At 65.8% G+C, this 19,458-nt stretch carries 19 protein-coding genes; 14 read left to right on the plus strand and 5 right to left on the minus strand.

The window, feature by feature from the left end; all coding sequences use genetic code 11:
• The first annotated feature begins 4 nt into the window (after positions 1–4).
• The gene (locus NI1_RS04960) at positions 5–1,006 is read left to right on the plus strand and encodes an ABC transporter substrate-binding protein (RefSeq protein WP_067814385.1); all 1,002 of its coding nucleotides are present in this window, start codon (positions 5–7) and stop codon (positions 1,004–1,006) included.
• A gap of 16 nt (positions 1,007–1,022) precedes the next feature.
• On the opposite strand, the gene NI1_RS04965 is transcribed toward NI1_RS04960, so the two are convergent.
• A complete protein-coding gene (locus NI1_RS04965; protein ID WP_067814388.1) occupies positions 1,023–1,922 on the minus strand; it encodes an aromatic prenyltransferase in 900 nt (299 codons plus the stop codon).
• A 117-nt stretch (positions 1,923–2,039) separates the two neighbouring features.
• On the opposite strand from NI1_RS04965, the gene NI1_RS04970 reads away from it, so the two are divergent.
• Genes NI1_RS04970 through NI1_RS04980 form a run of 3 tightly spaced genes read left to right on the plus strand, consistent with a single transcriptional unit; the run spans position 2,040 to position 5,334 of the window.
• Positions 2,040–2,519: a helix-turn-helix transcriptional regulator gene (locus NI1_RS04970; protein ID WP_084522709.1), complete on the plus strand. Its 480-nt coding sequence runs from the start codon at positions 2,040–2,042 to the stop codon at positions 2,517–2,519.
• 5 nt (positions 2,520–2,524) lie between these two features.
• A complete protein-coding gene (locus NI1_RS04975) occupies positions 2,525–2,935 on the plus strand; it encodes a VOC family protein (protein ID WP_218026679.1) in 411 nt (136 codons plus the stop codon).
• 17 nt (positions 2,936–2,952) lie between these two features.
• Positions 2,953–5,334 carry an ATP-binding cassette domain-containing protein gene (locus tag NI1_RS04980; protein WP_067814394.1) on the plus strand — a complete coding sequence of 794 codons (2,382 nt, stop codon included), beginning with the start codon at positions 2,953–2,955 and terminating at the stop codon, positions 5,332–5,334.
• Here NI1_RS04980 and NI1_RS04985 read toward each other — a convergent pair.
• Entirely contained in the window at positions 5,311–5,763 is a 453-nt protein-coding gene (locus NI1_RS04985) for a DUF1003 domain-containing protein (RefSeq protein WP_067814397.1), read from the minus strand. The genes NI1_RS04980 and NI1_RS04985 overlap by 24 nt on opposite strands.
• 11 nt (positions 5,764–5,774) lie before the next feature.
• Positions 5,775–6,260, minus strand: a complete 486-nt coding sequence (locus tag NI1_RS04990) for a nitroreductase/quinone reductase family protein (protein ID WP_245663067.1) — start codon at positions 6,258–6,260, stop codon at positions 5,775–5,777.
• Positions 6,261–6,718: 458 nt separating this feature from the next.
• Between NI1_RS04990 and NI1_RS04995 the strand changes: the two genes are divergently transcribed.
• Positions 6,719–7,147: a YkvA family protein gene (locus tag NI1_RS04995; RefSeq protein ID WP_067814400.1), complete on the plus strand. Its 429-nt coding sequence runs from the start codon at positions 6,719–6,721 to the stop codon at positions 7,145–7,147.
• A 135-nt stretch (positions 7,148–7,282) separates the two neighbouring features.
• Here NI1_RS04995 and NI1_RS05000 read toward each other — a convergent pair whose 3' ends face one another.
• Positions 7,283–8,209: a LysR family transcriptional regulator gene (locus tag NI1_RS05000; RefSeq protein ID WP_067814402.1), complete on the minus strand. Its 927-nt coding sequence runs from the start codon at positions 8,207–8,209 to the stop codon at positions 7,283–7,285.
• Between the two features lie 165 nt (positions 8,210–8,374).
• Between NI1_RS05000 and NI1_RS05005 the strand changes: the two genes are divergently transcribed.
• Positions 8,375–10,135, plus strand: coding sequence for an adenine deaminase C-terminal domain-containing protein (locus tag NI1_RS05005; protein ID WP_067814404.1), 1,761 nt, complete (start codon positions 8,375–8,377; stop codon positions 10,133–10,135).
• A gap of 65 nt (positions 10,136–10,200) precedes the next feature.
• A complete protein-coding gene (locus NI1_RS05010; RefSeq protein ID WP_067814406.1) occupies positions 10,201–10,905 on the plus strand; it encodes a YczE/YyaS/YitT family protein in 705 nt (234 codons plus the stop codon).
• 8 nt (positions 10,906–10,913) lie between these two features.
• On the opposite strand, the gene NI1_RS05015 is transcribed toward NI1_RS05010, so the two are convergent.
• The gene (locus NI1_RS05015; RefSeq protein ID WP_067814407.1) at positions 10,914–12,422 is read right to left on the minus strand and encodes a PucR family transcriptional regulator; all 1,509 of its coding nucleotides are present in this window, start codon (positions 12,420–12,422) and stop codon (positions 10,914–10,916) included.
• Between the two features lie 161 nt (positions 12,423–12,583).
• Here NI1_RS05015 and uraD point away from each other — a divergent pair, with 161 nt between their 5' ends.
• From uraD to NI1_RS05050, 7 genes are read left to right on the plus strand one after another with little or no spacing between them, the layout of a single operon-like run.
• Positions 12,584–13,120: a 2-oxo-4-hydroxy-4-carboxy-5-ureidoimidazoline decarboxylase gene (gene uraD, locus NI1_RS05020; RefSeq protein WP_067814409.1), complete on the plus strand. Its 537-nt coding sequence runs from the start codon at positions 12,584–12,586 to the stop codon at positions 13,118–13,120.
• On the plus strand, positions 13,117–13,416 hold the full coding sequence (uraH, locus tag NI1_RS05025) for a hydroxyisourate hydrolase (RefSeq protein WP_067814411.1): 300 nt from the start codon (positions 13,117–13,119) through the stop codon (positions 13,414–13,416). The genes uraD and uraH overlap by 4 nt, the downstream gene beginning before the upstream one ends.
• A gap of 3 nt (positions 13,417–13,419) precedes the next feature.
• Positions 13,420–14,292, plus strand: a complete 873-nt coding sequence (gene pucL, locus NI1_RS05030; protein ID WP_067814413.1) for a factor-independent urate hydroxylase — start codon at positions 13,420–13,422, stop codon at positions 14,290–14,292.
• An 11-nt stretch (positions 14,293–14,303) separates the two neighbouring features.
• Positions 14,304–15,182, plus strand: coding sequence for an FAD binding domain-containing protein (locus NI1_RS05035; RefSeq protein ID WP_245663068.1), 879 nt, complete (start codon positions 14,304–14,306; stop codon positions 15,180–15,182).
• Entirely contained in the window at positions 15,182–15,655 is a 474-nt protein-coding gene (locus tag NI1_RS05040) for a (2Fe-2S)-binding protein (protein ID WP_067814417.1), read from the plus strand. Before NI1_RS05035 ends, NI1_RS05040 begins: the two co-directional genes overlap by 1 nt.
• Positions 15,652–17,004, plus strand: coding sequence for an 8-oxoguanine deaminase (locus NI1_RS05045; protein ID WP_067814418.1), 1,353 nt, complete (start codon positions 15,652–15,654; stop codon positions 17,002–17,004). Before NI1_RS05040 ends, NI1_RS05045 begins: the two co-directional genes overlap by 4 nt.
• On the plus strand, positions 17,001–19,334 hold the full coding sequence (locus tag NI1_RS05050) for a xanthine dehydrogenase family protein molybdopterin-binding subunit (protein ID WP_169815539.1): 2,334 nt from the start codon (positions 17,001–17,003) through the stop codon (positions 19,332–19,334). Before NI1_RS05045 ends, NI1_RS05050 begins: the two co-directional genes overlap by 4 nt.
• The last annotated feature ends 124 nt before the right edge of the window (positions 19,335–19,458 follow it).

A 19,458-nucleotide genomic window follows, 5' to 3' on the forward strand; every position in this document is an offset into this window, starting at 1 on the left:
TTCCATGCGCTCTGTGAAACTGCTCGTCCCCGCCGCCCTGGCCGCACTGCTGGTGTTGCTCACCGGCTGCGGCTCCGGCGGTGACGATTCGGCCACCCGCACCGAGATCAAAACCCTCCGCATCGGTGTCATCGGCACCGGCAATGTCCTGACCGGCCCACTGGGTTTCGCGCATCAGCGCGGCGTGCTGCTGCCGGCGTTGAAACCGCTCGGCGTCGACACCATCGAGGTGTACAGCTTCCCGAACGGACCGGACCTCAATCAGGCGCTGGTCGGCGGTCGCCTGGACGTGGCCACCTATGGCGACACCCCCGCCCTGGTGGCGCGCGGCAGCGGCTTGCAGACCCGGCTGCTGGGGATCGCCTCGGTCGGTTACAACGCCGGGGTGGTCGTCAAGAACTCTGACATTCGTGCCCTGAAAGACCTGTCCGGCAAGAAGATCGGGGTGCAGTCCGGGTCCTATATCGACCGCTACCTGCAAGGCGCGCTGAAGGCGGAGGGCATCCAGGCCCAGCTGATCCACCTGCTGGCCACCGACGCCGAAGCCCCGCTCGCCAATGGCGACGTGGACGCGGTCGCACTGCCCGATGTCAACCCGTCCGCCTCCTTCCGCTCCTTCCTCGCCAAGGGCTTCCGCCAGATCGATTCGATCAAGGACAATCACCCGGAGCTGGCGGGCACCAGCTCCTCGGTGAGCAGCCAGGCGTTCCTGGCCAGCCACGCCGACTTCGGCAAGACCTGGCAGTCGGCGCTCACCGAAGCCAACAAATACGCCAAGGACCATTGGGACGACTACGTGAATTACGAAGTCGGGCAGTCGAAAGCGCCGGAATCGGCGGTCCGCGCGACCGCCCAGCGCGATTACCTGCCCGAGGAGTTGTTCTCCGCCCAGGGCGTCACCCTGCTGACCGGTACCAAGCAATTCCTGGTGGAGCAGAAGAAGATTCGCGAGGACTTCTCTCTCGAGGACTGGTTCTACCGCCCCGACCGCCCCGAACACGGCTGACCGCTACGGACACCGCTCAGCGCACCGCCGGGGCGACACCGCCCGGGAAGGCCGCCCGGGCGGTGTTCGAGTATTCGGCCTGGATCTTGAAGTAGTGGCTGTCCGGTCCGTAGGTCGAATAGAACGTGAACCGCCGGGGCGCGTCCGGATCGGCGAAGGGTGCGGAACTGACGAAGCGGGCCAGCACCGGATCGAGCTCGGCGGGGAAGGTCTCGGCTTCGTGCCGCATCGGGAAACAGATGCGGCGCATGCCGGGGGAGTCCCAGGGGAAGGTGCGGTAGAGGTTGAATGGGCTCGGGAGCGCCGCGAGTTCGGCCGGGGTGGCCGGGTGGAAGTCCAGGTCGGTGAGTATCTCGGTGATGTCGGCGGGCGTGAGGTGGCCCGGCGGCAGCACCTGGGAGTAGAGGTTCATGGTGCGATTGGTGAAATCGACTGCCATGATGCCGATTTCGCCGCCGTACCGTTTCAGGTGTGCCGCGTGGGCGTGCACCGCATCCGGTAGTCCGGGCAGAGAGAGCACCTGGTCCACGCCGAGTACCTGCGGGAAGATGAGCCAGATCTTCTGCAATCCCTTGCTCACCGACAGATCCACCCCGGCTCCGCAGGGAATGGTGGCGACGGCCTCGGTGAGCAGTGTTTCCATGGGATGGCCGCTGAAGCGCAGCAGTCCGGCGGTTCGCAACCGGTCGACGAGTTCGCCCGGTGCGCCCGCGTATTGCACGCGCGCGTTGACTTCCCGCTCCGCGACCGGATGCGTAGTGGTGCGGATACCGACCATCGATGTCGTCCAAGCATCGGCCAGCGCTTCGAGCACCGGATCGACGACCTCGGGCCGATACTGCGCCTCCGCGATTTCCGCGTAGACACGGAAGTCCCGTCGCAGCTGATCGAGCGTGGTGGTGACCGCACTGCACATGGTTACCCCTACCTGGACACGGTGTCCCGATCAGAATAGTCGGCGGTGCGGGCCGCTGCCGGGCGATAACGGAATCCCTCGCCCGACCCACGACCCGCGCACCCCGGTGTGGACGCGATGTCGGTACGGCATGGCACGATTTCACTCGTGACCAGCAGACCCTCTCCGGAGCAGCATCTGCGTGATCTCGCCCGATTGCGCCGGGTGCGCGATCGGATGGACCGTGAATACGCGCAACCCCTGGACGTGGAGGCCCTCGCCCGCGACGCGCACATGTCGGCGGGGCATCTGAGCCGGCAGTTCAAGGCCGCCTACGGCGAATCCCCGTACTCGTATCTCATGACCCGCCGTATCGAACGCGCGATGGCCCTGCTGCGCCGCGGCGATGTGAGCGTCACCGAAGCCTGTTTCGAGGTCGGCTGCTCCTCGCTGGGCACCTTCAGCACCCGATTCACCGAGCTCGTCGGCATGTCGCCCAGCGCCTACAAGAAGGAGATGGAGAACGCCCCCGAGGGCATGCCGTCGCTGGTGGAGAAGCTGGTGACCAGACCGATCAGGAATCGAGAAGCACAGTCCCCGAGCGGACCAATAGCGTGAATGCCATGGACATCAACATTCAATCGAGTTTCCTTCCGCAGGACGACCCGGAAGCCGCCCTGGCCTTCTATCGCGATGCCCTGGGCTTCGAGCTCCGCAAGGATGTCGGCTACAACGGCATGCGCTGGTTGACCGTCGGCCCGGCCGGGCAGCCCGATACCGCCATCGTGCTGCATCCGCCGGCCGTCGACCCGGGCATCACCGACGACGAGCGCCGCATCATCACCGAGATGATGGCCAAGGGCACCTTCGCGAGCATCTTGCTGGGCACCCCGGATGTGGACGCCACCTTCGAGAAGGTGCAGGCCAGCGGGGCCGAGGTGGTGCAGGAGCCGATCGATCAGCCCTACGGTGTGCGTGACTGCGCCTTCCGTGACCCCGCGGGCAATATGGTCCGTATTCAGCAAGTCAACTGATCCAGGAGACAACCAGCATGGCCGTGAGGAAGAAGACGCAGTCCGATCCGCACGAGGCTGACAGCCACGATCTGATCCGCGTGCACGGCGCGCGCGTCAACAACCTCAAGGACATCAGCGTCGAGATCCCGAAGCGCCGGTTGACGGTGTTCACCGGCGTTTCGGGTTCGGGCAAGAGCTCGCTGGTGTTCGGCACCATCGCCGCCGAATCGCAGCGGCTGATCAACGAGACCTACAGCAGTTTCGTGCAGGGCTTCATGCCGTCGATGGCGCGCCCCGACGTGGATGTGCTCGACGGCCTGACCACCGCGATCCTGGTCGATCAGCAGCGGATGGGTTCGGATCCGCGCTCCACCGTCGGCACCGCGACCGACGCGAACGCCATGCTGCGCATCCTGTTCAGCCGCCTGGGCAAGCCGTATATCGGTTCCCCGCAAGCGTTCTCGTTCAATGTCGCCTCGATCAGCGGCGCGGGCGCGGTGACGGTGGAGAAGCACGGCCAGCAGGTGCGTGAGCGCCGCAGCTTCAGCATCACCGGCGGTATGTGCCCGCGCTGTGAGGGCCGGGGTTCGGTCAACGACTTCGACCTGACCGCGCTCTACGACGAGAACAAGTCCCTGAACGGCGGCGCGCTGACCATCCCCGGCTACAGCGTGGACGGCTGGTTCGGCCGGATCTTCAGCGGCGCGGGCTTTTTCGACCCCGACAAGCCGATCAAGAAGTTCACCAAGCGCGAACTCAACGACCTGCTCTACAAGGAACCCACCAAGATCAAGGTCGATGGCATCAACCTCACCTACGAGGGCCTGATCCCCAAGATCCAGAAGTCCATGCTGTCCAAGGACGTCGAGTCCATGCAACCGCACATCCGCGCGTTCGTGGAGCGGGCGATCACCTTCACCACCTGCCCCGAATGCGACGGCACCCGGCTGAGCGAACTGGCTCGGTCCTCCAAGATCAAGAAGATCAGCATCGCCGACGCCTGCGCCATGCAAATCAGCGATCTGGCCGAATGGGTTCGCGCCCTGAAGGAACCGTCGGTCGCGCCCCTGCTCGAGAACCTCCAGCAGACCCTCGACTCCTTCGTCGAGATCGGCCTCGGCTACCTCAGCCTGGCCCGCTCCTCGGGCACCCTCTCCGGTGGTGAAGCCCAGCGCACCAAGATGATCCGCCACCTGGGGTCCTCGCTCACCGACGTCACCTACGTCTTCGACGAACCCACCGCGGGCCTGCACCCCCACGACATCCAGCGTATGAACGACCTGCTGCTGCGCCTGCGCGACAAGGGCAACACGGTGCTGGTGGTCGAGCACAAGCCCGAGGTCATCGCCATCGCCGACCACATCGTGGATCTCGGTCCCGGTGCGGGTTCCGGCGGCGGCACCATCTGCTTCGAAGGCGATGTCGAGGGCCTGCGCAAGAGCGACACCATCACCGGCCGCCACTTCGACGACCGCACCAAGGTCAAGGACAAGGTGCGAAAGCCCAACGGCAAGCTCGGAATTCGTGGTGCGACGGCCAACAACCTGCGCAAGGTGGACGTGGACATTCCGCTCGGCGTCCTGGTCGCCATCACCGGCGTCGCGGGCTCCGGCAAGAGCTCCCTGGTGCACGGTTCCATCCCCGCCTCCGAAGAAGTGGTCTCGATCGACCAGGGCGCGATCAAGGGTTCCCGGCGCAGCAACCCCGCCACCTATACCGGCCTCCTGGACCACATCCGCAAAGCCTTCGCCAAGGCCAACGGCGTGAAACCCGCTCTCTTCAGCCCGAATTCGGAAGGCGCCTGCCCGAACTGCAAGGGCGCGGGCGTCATCTACACCGACCTGGCGGTCATGGCCGGTGTAGCCACCGTCTGCGATGTCTGCGAGGGTAAACGCTTCGACGCCTCCGTCCTCGACTACCACCTCGGCGGTAAGGACATCAGCGAGGTGCTGGCCATGCCCGCCGCCGAAGCCGAACGGTTCTTCGGTTCCGGCGACGCGAAAATCCCTGCCGCCCACAAGATCCTGGACCGTCTGGTGGATGTCGGCCTCGGCTACATCACCATCGGCCAGCCCTTGACCACTCTCTCCGGCGGCGAACGCCAGCGCCTCAAGCTGGCCACCCACATGTCGGAGAAGGGTGGCATCTACATCCTCGACGAGCCCACCACCGGCCTGCACCTGGCCGACGTGGAAAACCTGCTCGGCCTCCTGGACCGTCTCGTCGATTCCGGCAAGTCGGTGATCGTCGTCGAACACCACCAAGCCGTAATGGCCCACTCCGACTGGATCATCGACCTCGGCCCCGGCGCCGGCCACGACGGCGGCCAGATCGTGTTCGAAGGCACCCCCGCCGATCTGGTCGCCGAGCGCTCCACCCTCACCGGCGAGCACCTAGCCGAATACGTCGGAGCCTGAGCCCGGCGGATCGGCCCGCGTGGCCGATCCGCCGTCCGGGTCCTCCACCAGTCGGCGGTGGAGCTCGGTGGTCATCGCATGGATGGCACGAGTGAGTTCGGTATTGGTCTTGAGCTCCAATTCCTGCTCGAGAAAGTCATGATCCGCCTTGGCGTGCTGAAATTCCGCCTGCCGGTTCTGCCCGATCATGACGAAGGTCGACAGGAAGATCGCTTCGAGCGACACGACCAACGTCAGCGTCGGCCACGGACTGCCCTCGAGCAACAGCATCCAAACCAGAAACGCACCCGCGTGCAGATAAACGAACACCATCGAGCCGGCGAACCTGGTGATCGTGTCCGCAATGCGCAACTGGAGGTTGTTCGCGCGCCTGGCCTGGTGGGAGACGACAACGGGATGATGCAGTTGCGGAACTCCTCGCTCGCTCATCGAAAACACACCTACTCGTTCCCGGCCACGGCATCGACCCTGAACACCGGATACCGTTCCGCGATCTTCTCGAATTCCCCGAGGTCCGCATGACGGTCGATCGGAAAGTGCGGCCGCGCTCCCGGCGCGACAGCAAGGTATCGCCGCAATATCGCAGCGCGATCGCCGGCACCGACCTCGACCAGCCGCACCTCTTCCCTGCCCCGCCGGTGCAGCACAGCCCGCCCTCCAGCGGCCCGAACATTGCGAACCCAATTGGCTTCCGGCCCGAGCATCGACACCAGGAACCGCTCGCCCTCGTACTCGGCCACCACGAGCGGCAGCATGATCGGACGGCCACTGGATCGCCCCACGACCTCCAGGGTCACCGCATAGTGCGGAGACAACACCCCCGCCGAGAACTGCCACCGCGAAAGCCAATTCAACCCCCGAGCCACCGCCCCCGGCCTCCCACCCGGATACATCCCGCGCTTGATCGCGTACAGCCTCCGACTCACCGTGTGCCCCAACTCATCTACCGGTCTCATGATTGTCTCGACCGCTGCTTCCGCTGAGCGGAACCGACTTCGGCGTACATGACGCTCTGCCACCAGGAATCCAATGGGCTGGGGTCGGGCCAGACGACCGAGCCCCGGCCTTGTCCCGTGACGCTCCGTGTCGCGGTATCGCTCATGCGGTCCTCCTGTGGGCGCGAACATTTCGAAACAGCGACCACACCGGCGCCGACTCAAAGATCCCCCAGCGCCCCGGTCCCGCACAGGAGCCCAAAGTCCGCCGTCGAGGGCCCGAAGGCCACCGATATCCCGGCAGCCCCGCCCGGATTCGCGCTGGTGGGTGGTCAGCGTGACCACTGCGGGTTCGGCGAACTCGCCGCGGGTGCAGGGGGTGGCGCAAATTGAAATCGATCGGGGCGTTGTACTTGCAGAAGAATTCGACACTCGAGGGAGAACGAGCGATGAGCGGATGGCTGATCGATATCGCAGTCGGTCTCGCGGCGGCCCTGCTGGTGACATGGCTGGCACTCGTCGTAACGCTGGTGGTCGTCCGACCACGTGGTGGGCTGCTACGGGAAGCGATCCGTATTCTGCCGGACACGCTGCGGCTGATCCGCCGCCTGGCCGCCGACCGCGACCTGCCGCGCGGAGTCCGGGTCCGGCTGTGGCTGTTGCTGGCCTACCTGGCGTTCCCACTGGACCTGATCCCGGACTTCATTCCCGTCCTCGGCTATGCCGACGACGCCATCATCGTCACCGCCGTCCTCCGCGGTGTGGTCCACCGCGCCGGAATCGAACCGGTCCGCCGGCACTGGCCCGGCACCGATGACGGTTTCACCGCCCTGACCCGCCTCACCGGCCTGACCGCCACCACGAACCACGACCGCTGACCCGCGACGCGAGCCGGTGAACGCGCGCGACCGATCCCGGCCAGCGCAGGGCCAGGTCGAGGAGGAAGTCCACGCGATCTTCCAGGCAGGATAGATCGCGGTAGGTGAGTTCCTCGATGCGTCGAATGGCCACGCTCACTCCGTACTCGCCCTCGATATCCCGCCGGGCTCGGCATGCCGAAGTCCGCTCACGATCTCGTCGGCCAGCAGCAAGCCGGCCAGGCCGTGGGCGTGCTTCTCCCGGCGCACCAGCGAAACCATGTTGTTGCTGAACGCGTCTCGGACCGGGCGGAAGGCCAGTCGGCCGTCACGCAGTTCCTCGGCGATGTCGAACTCGCTCAGGAAGGCGATGGCATCGCCGGAGGCGGCGAGGCGTTTCATGGTCTCGATGGAGTTGGTGTGGAACGCGGGCTGGACGTCGATGCCGGCCTTGACGAAGGCCTCGGCGACGATGCCGTGGATCACCATGGACCGGTCGGCGAAGATCAGGGGGTACGGCGTGCACTGCGCGAGCGGGATCGTGTCCATCTGGGCGAGTGGGTGATGTTGGGAGACAACGACTCCCAGTTTGGTGTTCATCTGCCAGCACACCTCGAGCTGGGTCGAGGAGGGGACGTTGAACCCGAGGCCCAGGTCCGCCTCGCTGTTCTCGACCGCCCGCAGGATGTCGAGGGTCGTCATGGTGCGGATCGAAATCCGGACCTGCGGATGCCGGAAGTGGAAGGCCGCGGCGGCATTGGCCACGACGCCACTGGCGAGACCGGTCATCGTGGCGATCACGACCTCGCCGTTGCCGAGTGCGTGCAGGTCGCGGATGTCGGCGACCGTCTCGCGGTACTGCTGGAGCGTTCGCCGGATGTGCGCCAGCAGCGCTTCTCCGGCCGGGGTGGGGCGCATGCCGCGCGGTAACCGCTCGAACAGCGGCTGGCCGAGTTCGGCTTCCAGCAGCAGGATTTGGCGGTTGATGGCGGACGGCGCCACATGCAGCTCGGCGCCGGCCGCGCGGATGGAGCCCAGCCGCGCCACCTCGTCGATGTACTGAAGTAATCGCGAATGGAGCACCGGTTTACCTCCCTGACATACCGTACGAAAAAAGAGTACAGGTTGCGCGAAAACGAATGCTTGTCAGCAACGGTCCGCATCGAGTTCTATCAGTGTCAGGTCGGGGAGTTACCGAAAACAGCCTCCCTACCTGCAATTACGTGAGCGCCGAGATGAGGATCCGCCATGCCCGTATTCGAAACGACCGACCAATTCACCACCGCCGCAGCGGTTTCCGCCCAGGACGAGCACGTGCGGACGATCTTCGGGATTCTCCAGGGCGAGCAGGAGGCCGACCTGCTGCTGCGCAATCTCCAGATCCTGGACGTGCACACCGAATCCGTGTATCCCGGATCGCTGTTGATCCACGGCGAGCGCATCATCGCGCTGAATCCGGATGAATCGATCGTGCGTTTCCGCGAAGTCTTCGACGGTGCGGGCCTTTACGCGATCCCGGGCCTGATCGACGCGCACCTGCATTTCGAATCCCAGCTCGCGCACCCGGCGGCTTTCGGCGCGGCGATCGTGCCCAGCGGAACGACCACCGTCTTCGGCGAGACCCTCGATTTCGCCAGCGCGGCCGGCGCGGAGGCCGTCGAGGCCGCGCGAGCGCTGTTCACCGATCACGACAAACTCCCGTACCGGCTCTATGCCTTCGCGCCGGGCAAGAAGACCTCGATCGAGGTCACCGAGGCGATGCTGGGCATGGATCCGGTGATCGGTCTGGGTGAACTCGCGCATCTGTCCTATATGACCGGCAACGCCGACGACTTCCGCAAGTCCGCACTGGGACGAGCGAACGCGGGAGTCGTGAACTGCCACTGGGGAGTCACGGCGCTCTCGGACACGCTGCTGAACTACATGCCCGCGATCGGCGTCGACAACAACCACGACGTCTGGAACGAGGACGACATCGAGAAGAGCGTCCGTTACGGCCTGAACACGCAAATCAAGTTCGGGGTCGGTAGCCCCGAGGTCATTCGAACCATGTTGCGCGCCATCGTGAAACGCCGTTGGCCGGCCGAGAACTTTCAGCTCTGCGCCGACAATATCTCGGTGGACAGGGTGCTGCGGCTGGGCCATATCGACTGGGTCGTCTCGCTGGCCGTCGAGATGGGCATGCCGCCCATCCAGGCGATCAAAATGGGCACGCTCTACACCGCGCGGTCCTTCCACAAGGACCGTGATCTCGGGTCGCTGAGCCCGGGCCGGTTCGCCGATATCGTGCTGACCGACAGCCTCTCCAAAATCAATCCCCGGTATGTGTTCAAGGGCGGCCGGCTGGTCGCCAAGGACCGCGAGCTGATCGGCGCGGTCGAGATCGACTACTCGATGCTGGCCAAGGCGCCGCGGCCCGGACTCGATGGTCTGCGGGCACCACAGCTGGACCTCACCCCGATCGAGCTCTCTCCCGATGGCGCACAGGCGAAAGTTCTGCTCTTCGACGTGTACGGGCGCGGGCATCTCAAGTTCGCACAGGAGATCTGGGTTCCGTTCCGCGACGGTCTGGTCGTGCCGGAATACGAAGGGGCGCGGCTGAACCGGATCTCCGTCGTGCAGCGTTACGCCGACGGCGAGCGGCACGTTGTGAACGGGTTGTTCAAGGGCGTCGCCATCGAAGACGGAGCGGTCTCCACATTCTGGCCCGCGCCTTCGGCCTACTTCGTGGTCGTCGGCAGCGACAGCGGCGAGATGCGCGAGAACCTCGAACGGCTCGACGCTATGGTGGGCGGCTGCATCGTGACCGCGGGCGGAGAGGTGAAAGCCGCTCTGCCGCTGGACTTCTACGGCGTGATGGCCGATATGGACCTCGCCGAACTCGTCGCTGCCACCCGCGAGATCGACGACGCCCTGGCGAAGCTCGGAAACCACAACGAGGGCGAACCGGTCGTCAACAAACTTCTGACGCTTTTCATCTCGCTGGACCGATTCGGGTTCATGAAGTAGCGCCGAGATCTCGCACATCACAGCGCAATTCGTCGCGCAAACAAAAGCAAGGGAATGCGACCGCTATGCTGCACGACCATGACGCGGGAGTCGCCGACACCGGAAACAAGGTGCGCCGCTGGATCATTTACGTCGCCGGAATCTACATCCTGACGCTGGGCTTGAGCCTGGCGATCAGAGCGGGAATCGGCATCTCACCGCAGAGCAGCCTCACCCGCACGATGACCCTGGTGATTCCCACGCTCAGCCAGGGCAATTTCAACCTCGTCCTCGAACTCATCATGCTCGTCCTGACCTACCTGGTCTGGCCCAGCGCCTTCAAAGTCGGCAACCTGCTCTCGATCGTCCCGGCCCTGGTGCTGGCACTGCTGCTCGACTTCAACCTCGCGGCGACCCGCTGGCTCGAAATCGGCCCCTACCCGGCGAAAGTCGTCCTGCTCCTGTTCGCCGACGCAATGCTGGCCCTCGGCCTGTTCCTGATGATCCGCGCCAACCTGGTCCTCATGCCCATCGATCTGTTCGTCAACACGATCCAGCGGAAAACCGGCTGGAAATGGGGAAACATCAAGACCGTCTTCGACTGCACCCTGCTCGCACTGTCGGCGACCATCGGCCTGACCCTGCTCGGCGCCCCGCACTTCATTCGCGAGGGCACGATCATCAACGCAGTTCTGGTCGGTCAGTACATCAAGATGTACTTCTATCTGTACAAGAAATACACGGCACGCAAGGCGGCATCCCCCACGATCGCCGATCCCATCGCCGAGTAAATCCTTCGTCAGCGGAGGGCCAGGGCGAGGAAGAAGTCGACGCGGTCTTCCAGTCGTGAGAGGTCGCGGTTGGTGAGTTCTTCGATGCGTTGGATGCGGTAGCGCAGGGTGTTCACGTGCAGGTGCAGGAGGTCTGCGCATTTGGTCCAGGAGCCGGAGACCTCGAGGAAGGTCTCCAGGGTGTGGACCAGGTCGCTGCGATTGTCCTTGTCGTACACGGCGAGTGGATCCAGCAGCCGCACTCGGAACATGCGGCGGACCTCGTCGGGGACGCTGGCCAGCAGCAGCATGTGGGTGGCGAGTTCGTCGTGACGCACGACGCTGGTGGGGTGGGGGCGTTCGGCGGCCATGCGGCGGGCGTAGCGGGCCTCCTCGACCGCACCGCGCAGGCCTTCGCCGTCGGCCTCGCCGCTGATGCCGACCGCGAGGCGGCTGCCCTGGAGTCCGGGCAGCAGCGCTTCGATCGCGCGATGGATGCTGTCGTCGAGATCGGTGGTTTCGCCCAGCGCCACCAGCACGATGGCTTCGCCGTCCACGACGCCGGCGGCAGGGCTTGCGCCGTAAAGGATTTCGCGCAGTACCGCCCGCAGCTCACCCGGTCGGACCTGGCCGGAATCGGCGGTCGCGGCGACCGCGAGATAGCGGTCCGAGAGGCCCAGACCGGTCAGCTCCAAGCGCGAGATGATCTCGGCGGGCTTGGCATCGGAGACGATGAGTTCGATCAGTTCCTGTGCCAGTCGCCCCTCGGCGCTCTGCCGGTCATCTTGGCGCGCTCGCTCCAATGACACGACCGCTGCGAGTTCGCTGGTGAGGGCCCGGCGTTCCTCGGACCAATCCTTGTGATCGCTTTCGAACACCACGAACCAGTCGGCTATTCGTGAGGTGCGGTCCGGATCGACCGCGAACAGCGAGTATCGGGTGTTCTCGTGGGAAAGCACATGCGGCAGCCGCCGAGCGCTCAGCAGGGCGGCCCGCACCTGGTCGGGGAGGGTTTTCGTAGCACCCGCTACGACGCGTCCGGTGGAGGAGACCACCCAGCAGGGCGTGCCCAGGGTGCGGTGAATCAGATCGAGCACCGAATCCAGGCCGCCGCCCGACACCAGCTGGCGATGCCGGTCCAGGATCGCGGTCAGGTCCGCGGCGCGACCGGTGGAGAGGTTCCGGTTGACCGTCTCGGTGACCGTGGCGAAGGCGATGTGCTCGGGCACCCGGAAGAGCGGGATTCGGTGTTTCCGACAGGCGTCGACGATATCGGCGGGGACCTCGCCGTAGAGTGCGTCACCCGCGGCCAGCCCCGCGACCTTGGCTTTCGCCAATGCCGCCACGAACGTTTCGCTATTGCCGGGCTCGCGTCGCCATTGCATGCCGGTGAGCACGAGTTCCCCGCCGGACAGGTACCGGCTGGGGTCGAGCATGTCGGTGGTGACGACCCATCTGACGAATCGGTCGAGCTCGTCCTCCCCGGTTACGAGCGTCAGGCCCAGATCGGTCATGGCGAGCAGGGAATGCAACCGCATGATTGCTGAGGCTAACAGCGAATGACGGCATGGTTACCGAGCTTGGAGGTTAGTACGAACAGGGGGGTGTGAAGCAGGCCACAGGTTCGGAGGTCTCGTCCCTGCCGCCGGGTGCCGCCGACGGGTGTACTTAGCGGCAGCAAGCAATGGATGGAGGTCGGATGTCGGGTCGCCTGGAATGGCTCGGGTCGCTGCCGTTGGAGGAAGCCGAGACGCAGCTGCTCACCTGCTGCGCATCGCGGGTTTGGGCGCGCAAGATGGTCGCGAACAGGCCCTATGCCGACGAGTCGAGTTTGGTCGAGGCCGCGAAGTCCGGCGTCGGGGAACTGACCTGGATGGATGTGGAGGAAGCGCTGTCGGCGCATCCGCGCATCGGGGAACGGGCGGAAGCGGTTCGGGCGGAAGCGGATTCGGCCGGGCTGTCGGAGCGTGAGGCGAAGTGGTCGCAGCAGGAGCAGTCCGGGGCGGCCGCCGCGGATCCGGCGCTGCTGGCCGAGATCGCGGCCCGGAATCTGGCCTACGAGCAACATTTCGGCCACGTCTTCCTGATCCGGGCGACCGGTCGCAGTGCCGCCGAGATCCTCGAAGCCCTGCACCGCCGCCTGCACAATTCGGTCGAGGACGAAAGAGCCGAAGTGCGAAGCGAACTCGCCGAGATCACCGTGCTGCGCATTCGAAAACTGCTGGGGCTCTTATGAGTTTGTCCACGCACGTGCTGAACGCGGCGACCGGGCGGCCCGCCGAAGGCTTGGCGGTGCGTCTGGAGTCGGCTGGCGGCGAAGTGCTCGTCGAGGCCCGCACCGACGCCGACGGCCGGATCAAGGATCTGCCCGCCCCGGAGGCCGGAGTGCATCGGCTGATCTTCGACACCGGCGAGATCAGCCCTTTCTACCCCACGGTGACCATCGAATTCCGGGTTACCGATCCGGCGGAGCACTATCACGTCCCGCTGCTGCTGAGTCCCTATTCCTTCTCCACCTATCGAGGTAGCTGAACCATGTCGATCAAGCTAGGTCCCAACCGTTACGGCAAGGCGGAGACGCGCGTCGTGCGGGTCACCAAGAACGGTGGGAAGCATCAGATCCGGGATCTGAACGTGGGCGTGGCGCTGTCCGGCGATATGGAGGACGTGCACCTGACCGGCGACAATGCCGCGGTGCTGCCGACCGACACCCAGAAGAACACGGTCTTCGCCTTCGCCAAGCAGCACGGCATCGCCTCGCCGGAGGAGTTCGGGCTGACGCTGGCCGAGCACTTCGTGGATTCGCAGCCGACCATCGATCACGCGCGCATCGAACTCGAGGAGTACGAGTGGGAGCGCAATGTGGTGGGGCTCAACAGTCATCCGCACTCCTTCGTGCGCTCGGGCCGCGAAACCCGTACGGCGCTGGTGCATTACGACGGCAAGAAGGCTTGGGTGGTCAGCGGTCTGAAGGACATGACCGTCCTCAACTCCACCGGGTCGGAATTCACCGGCTACATCAAGGACAAGTACACCACCCTGCGCGAGACCCGCGACCGCGTGCTGGCCACCGAGGTCAACGCGCAGTGGCGGCACTCGGGCGAGAACGCCGAATGGGACAAGACCTACGAGGTCGTGAAGCGCTGCCTGCTCCAGGCTTTCGCCGATACGCACAGCCTGTCGTTGCAGCAGACCCTGTACGCGATGGGGGAGCGGGTCCTCGAGACCGTGCCCGGCATCGTGGAAGTGAAGTTGCAGCTGCCGAACAAGCACCACTTCGAAGTCGATTTGACCCCGTTCGGGCTGATCAACGACAACGAGGTGTTCTGGGCGGCCGACCGTCCCTACGGGCTCATCGAAGGCACGGTGGTGCGCGATGTCCCGTCCGCCGGACCGGCGTGGGACTGACTACGGGAGATATGGCAATGGATTTCCTGCATCCTGCGAGCTGGGCCGATGCGCTCGCATTGAAAGCCGAACGGCCGGAAGCGGTTCCGATTCAAGGCGGCACCGATGTGATGGTGGAGCTGAACTTCGACCGGCACCGGCCGGGCGCGCTGCTGGACCTGAACCCGTGCCGGGAACTGTTCCAGGTCGAGGAACAGGCGGACGGCCGCATCCGGCTCGGCTCCGGCGTGCCGTACGTGAAGATCATCAACCGGTATTCGGATCGGCTGCCCGGCCTGGCGCAGGCTTCGCGCACGGTCGGTTCCCCGCAGATCCGTAACCGCGGCACCGTGGGCGGCAATCTCGGTGGTTGTTCGCCCGCCGGCGACGCGCACCCCGCGCTACTGGCCACCAATGCGGTGGTCGAGGTCGAATCGGCGGCGCGCGGCACCCGAATGATCGATATCGACGACTTCTACGTGTGGGTCAAGAAGAGCTCCCTGGAACCCGACGAGCTGATCCGCGCCATCTGGCTGAAGCCGGCCACCGGACCGCAGTACTTCTCCAAGGTCGGCACCCGCAACGCCATGGTCATCGCGGTCTGCTCGTTCGGCATCGCACTGCACGCCGACACGAAAACCGTCGGTGCGGGGATCGGTTCGGCCGGACCCACCCCCATCCGGCCGGTCGAAGCCCAGGATTTCCTGGCCGCGAACCTGCCCTGGGACAACGCCACCCCGTTGAGCGAGGACCTCCAGCGCGAATTCGGCGCGCTGGCCGCCGCCGCCGCGAAACCCATCGACGATGTGCGCGGCACCGCGGACTACCGCAAACACGCCCTGTCGGTGATGGCGCGCCGCACCCTCGGCTGGGCTTGGAACGACTACATCGCTGAGAGGAGGGCAGCCTGATGCGGGTCGAATTCACCGTCAACGGTTCCCCCGAGATCGCCGACGACGTGTGGGAAGGAGAGAGCCTGCTGTACCTGCTGCGTGAACGCGCGGGACTGCCCGGCTCCAAGAACGCCTGCGAGCAGGGCGAATGTGGTTCCTGCACAGTCTATCTGGATGGCACCCCGGTGTGCTCCTGCCTGGTCGCGGCCGGTCAGGTGCAGGGGCGATCGGTCCGCACCGTGGAGGGCCTGGCGAACGGAGAACGCCTGGACCCCATGCAGCAGGCCTTCGTCGAGGCCGGTGCGGTGCAGTGCGGTTTCTGCACCCCGGGCCTGATCGTGCAGGCGCACGACCTGATCGAACGTGTACCCGACCCCTCCGATGCCGAGATCCGCGAGGCGCTCGCCGGAAACCTCTGCCGCTGCACCGGCTACGAGAAAGTATTGGATGCCGTACGGCTCGCGGCTGCGCGGAAGGCGGCAGGACAATGACCAAGCTCGTAATCGAGAACGCTTACATCGCACCGGTAGTCGGGGACGAGATCCCGGACGGCTACCTGATCGTCGGCGACGACGGTCGCATCGAAGCCCTCGGCGCGGGACCCGCGCCGACGGTGGTGGGAGCCGAACGCCTCTCCGGGACCGGATGCCTGGTGACCCCAGGTCTGGTCAACACCCACCACCACCTCTACCAATGGGCCACCCAGGGCCTGTACCAGGACGCCACCCTGTTCGAATGGCTGACCGGGCTGTACCGCCTGTGGGCGAGCATGGACGCCGAGGTCGTGTACGGCGCTGCCTCGGCCGGTTTGGGCTGGCTGGCGCTGACCGGCACCACCACCTCCACCGATCACCACTACGTGTTCCCCAAGGGGCGTGGCGATCTGTTCGAGGCCGAGGTGCGGGCGGCTCGTGAGATCGGCGTGCGGTTCCATCCGTGCCGCGGGTCCATGGATCGAGGTCAGTCCCAGGGTGGTCTGCCGCCGGACGAGGTCGTCGAGAACCGCGAAGAGATCCTCATCAATACCGAGGAGATCATCCGCAAATACCACGACCCGTCCTTCGATTCCATGCTGCGCGTGGCCGTGGCCCCCTGCTCGCCGTTCTCGGTGAGCGAGCGGCTCATGGTCGAATCGGCCGAACTGGCTCGCCGCCACGGGGTCCGCCTGCACACCCACCTCGCCGAGACCCTCGACGAGGAAGCGCACTGCCTCGAGCAGATGGGCTGCACCCCGGTCGAGTACATGGAGAAGATCGGCTGGCTGGGTGACGACGTGTGGTTCGCGCACGCGGTTCACCTGCACGACAAGGACATTCGCCGTTTCGCCGACACCGGCACCGGGTCGGCGCACTGCCCGAGCTCCAACGCGAGGCTCGGCGCCGGCATCGCCCGGGTGATGGATCTGCTGGCAGCCGGCGCGCCCGTCGGCCTCGGCGTGGACGGCGCGGCCTCCTCCGAGCTCACCTCGATGGCCGGGGAGATGCGGCAGGCCATGCTGTTCCAGCGCGCCGTGCACGGCCCCAAGGCGCTCACCGCGCGCCAGGCCCTGGAGATCGGCACCCTCGGCGGTGCGCGAAACCTGGGCCGTCAGGACGAGATCGGCTCGCTCGAGGTCGGCAAGCTCGCCGATATCGCCGTCTGGAGGGTGGACGGCTTCCGCGCCGCCATCGAGGATCCGGTCTGCTCGCTGGTCTTCGGGCCGCAGCCGCCCCTCGCCAGGCTGCTCGTCGGCGGCAACACGGTCGTGGCGAACGACGAGATCAAGACCGTCGCCCACGACCAGGTCGGCCGCAACGGCGTCGCGGCGCGCAAACGCATCATGGGTCAGGAGGGACGATGACCACCTTTCGTACCACCAACTTCCCGCACGAGGTCGCCGTCCCCGGTAAGGGCGGCGTGGGCGAGAGCCCGCTGCGACCGGACGGCAATCTGAAGGTCAAGGGCGAGTTCGCCTACACCTCGGATCTGTGGATCGACGGAATGCTGTGGGGTGCGACGCTCCGCAGCCCGCACGTGCGCGCCAAGATCCTCAGCATCGATACCTCCAAGGCGCTCGCCCTGACCGGTGTGCACGCCGTCCTCACCCACGAGGACGTGCCGGGTCGCAAGGTGTACGGTCTCGACCACACCTGGGATCAGCCGGTGCTGGCCTTCGGTGAGGTCCGTCATCACGGCGAGCCGATCGCCCTGGTCGCGGCCGATCACCCCGAAATCGCCCGGCGCGCAACCCAGCTCATCGAGATCGAATGGGAACTCCTGGAGCCGATCGTCGATCCGATGGCGGTCATCGCCAACCCGGACGAGCTCAAGGTGCAGGAGCGCGGCGGCATCACCCGCTACCAGCCGGTGCGGCTCGGCGACATCAGCGTCGGCCAGGCCCTGGCCAGCGTCGTGGTGAGCGAGGAGTACGAGGTCGGCATCCAGGACCAGGCCTTCCTGGGCCCGGAATCCGGTCTGGTGATCCCGGCCTCCGACGGCACGCTCGAGTTCTATGTCGCCACCCAATGGCTGCACTGGGACCTCTCGCAGATCCTGCCCTGCCTGGGCCTGCGCGAAGACCAGGTCCGGATGACCATGGCCGGCATCGGCGGCGCTTTCGGCGGCCGCGAGGACATTTCGATGCAGATCCACGCCGGCATGCTGGCCATGCACACCGGCAAGCCGGTCAAAATGAGCTATAACCGGGAAGAGTCGTTCTTCGGGCACGTGCACCGCCATCCGGCGAAGATGCGCTACGAGTACGGCGTCACCGCCACCGGAAAGATCACCTACGCAAAGGTTCTCATCGTTCTGGATGGTGGCGCGTACACCTCGGCCACCCAGAACGTGGTCGGCAACGCGGCCTCGCTCGCCGTCGGCCCGTACGAGATCCCGCACCTGGAGATCGACACCTACGGCGTCTACACCAACAACCCGCCCTGCGGCGCCATGCGCGGATTCGGTGCGGTGCAAGCGTGTTTCGCGCACGAATCCATGATGGACAAGGTCGCCGAGACCCTCGATCTGGATCCGGTGCTGGTGCGCCAGATCAACGCGGTCTCCGAGGGCTCCCGGCTCGCCACCGGTCAGGTGCTGCACGCGCCGACACCGCTCGCGGAGATGCTCGGCACCCTGAAGGAGATGGAACTTCCTGCGGCCGTTGATACTTCGGATATCCGCAATCTGCCCGGCGGCGCGTCGCAGACCACCCACGGCGAGGGCGTGTACCGCGGCATCGGCTACGGCGTCGGCATCAAGAACATCTGTTTCTCCGAAGGTTTCGACGACTACTCCACCGCGCGGGTGCGCCTGGAAGTCATCGGCGGCGAACCGGTCGCACTCGTGCACACCGCGGCCGCCGAAGTCGGCCAGGGCCTGATCACCATCGAGGCGCAGATCGCGCGTACCGAGCTCGGCATCGAACGGGTCGTCATCCATCCGGCCGACAATGCGGTGGGCAGCTCCGGTTCGTCCTCGGCGTCCCGGCAGTCGTACATGACCGGCGGCGCGGTGATGACCGCCTGCCAGGCCGTGCGCGACGAACTGATGGTGCTGGCCCGAAACAAGCTGGGCACCCACGGCTTCCTGCAACTCGTCGGCGGCAAGATCGTCAAGGACAACGGTGAAGTGCTCGCCGCCATCGCCGATGTGCTCGGCGACGAGGTCATCGAGATCACCCGCGAATACCACCATCAACCGACCACTCGAATGGACCCGATCACCGGTCAGGGCGACAGCCACACCCAGCTCGCGGTCTGCGTGCACCGGGCCGTGGTCGACGTAGACACCGAACTGGGATTGGTGAAAGTCGTTGCGCTGGACGCGGTCCAGGACGTCGGCAAGATCATGAACCGGCTCGCGCTCGAAGGTCAGATCCACGGCGGCTCCATCCAGGGCCTCGGTCTGGCAGTTATGGAGGAAATTCAGGTCACCAACGGCAAGGTGCGGAACCCGTCCTTCACGGACTATCTGATCCCCACCATTCTCGACACGCCCCCGCAGCAGCTGGAGATCCTCGAACTGCCCGATCCGCGCGCGCCCTACGGCCTGCGCGGCGCGGGCGAACCGCCGACGCTCTCCTCCACGCCGGCCATCGCCGCGGCCATTCGCGACGCCTGCCGCAAGCGGGGCGGCACCGGGAACATCACCCGGGTGCCGGTACGACCGGAAGACATCATCCGGAACAGTTGATCAACAGGGGCAGACCGCGATTCGTCACGAGCGGATCGCGGTAGGGACCCCACAACAGAACACCGAGTCCGCGCTCGGGAGGTGCAACTCCCGAGCGTAGGTCGGCTACGCCCACAGGAGGGCA

It is taken from the genome of Nocardia inohanensis NBRC 100128, from assembly GCF_001612945.1.
Lineage (GTDB): Bacteria > Actinomycetota > Actinomycetes > Mycobacteriales > Mycobacteriaceae > Nocardia > Nocardia inohanensis.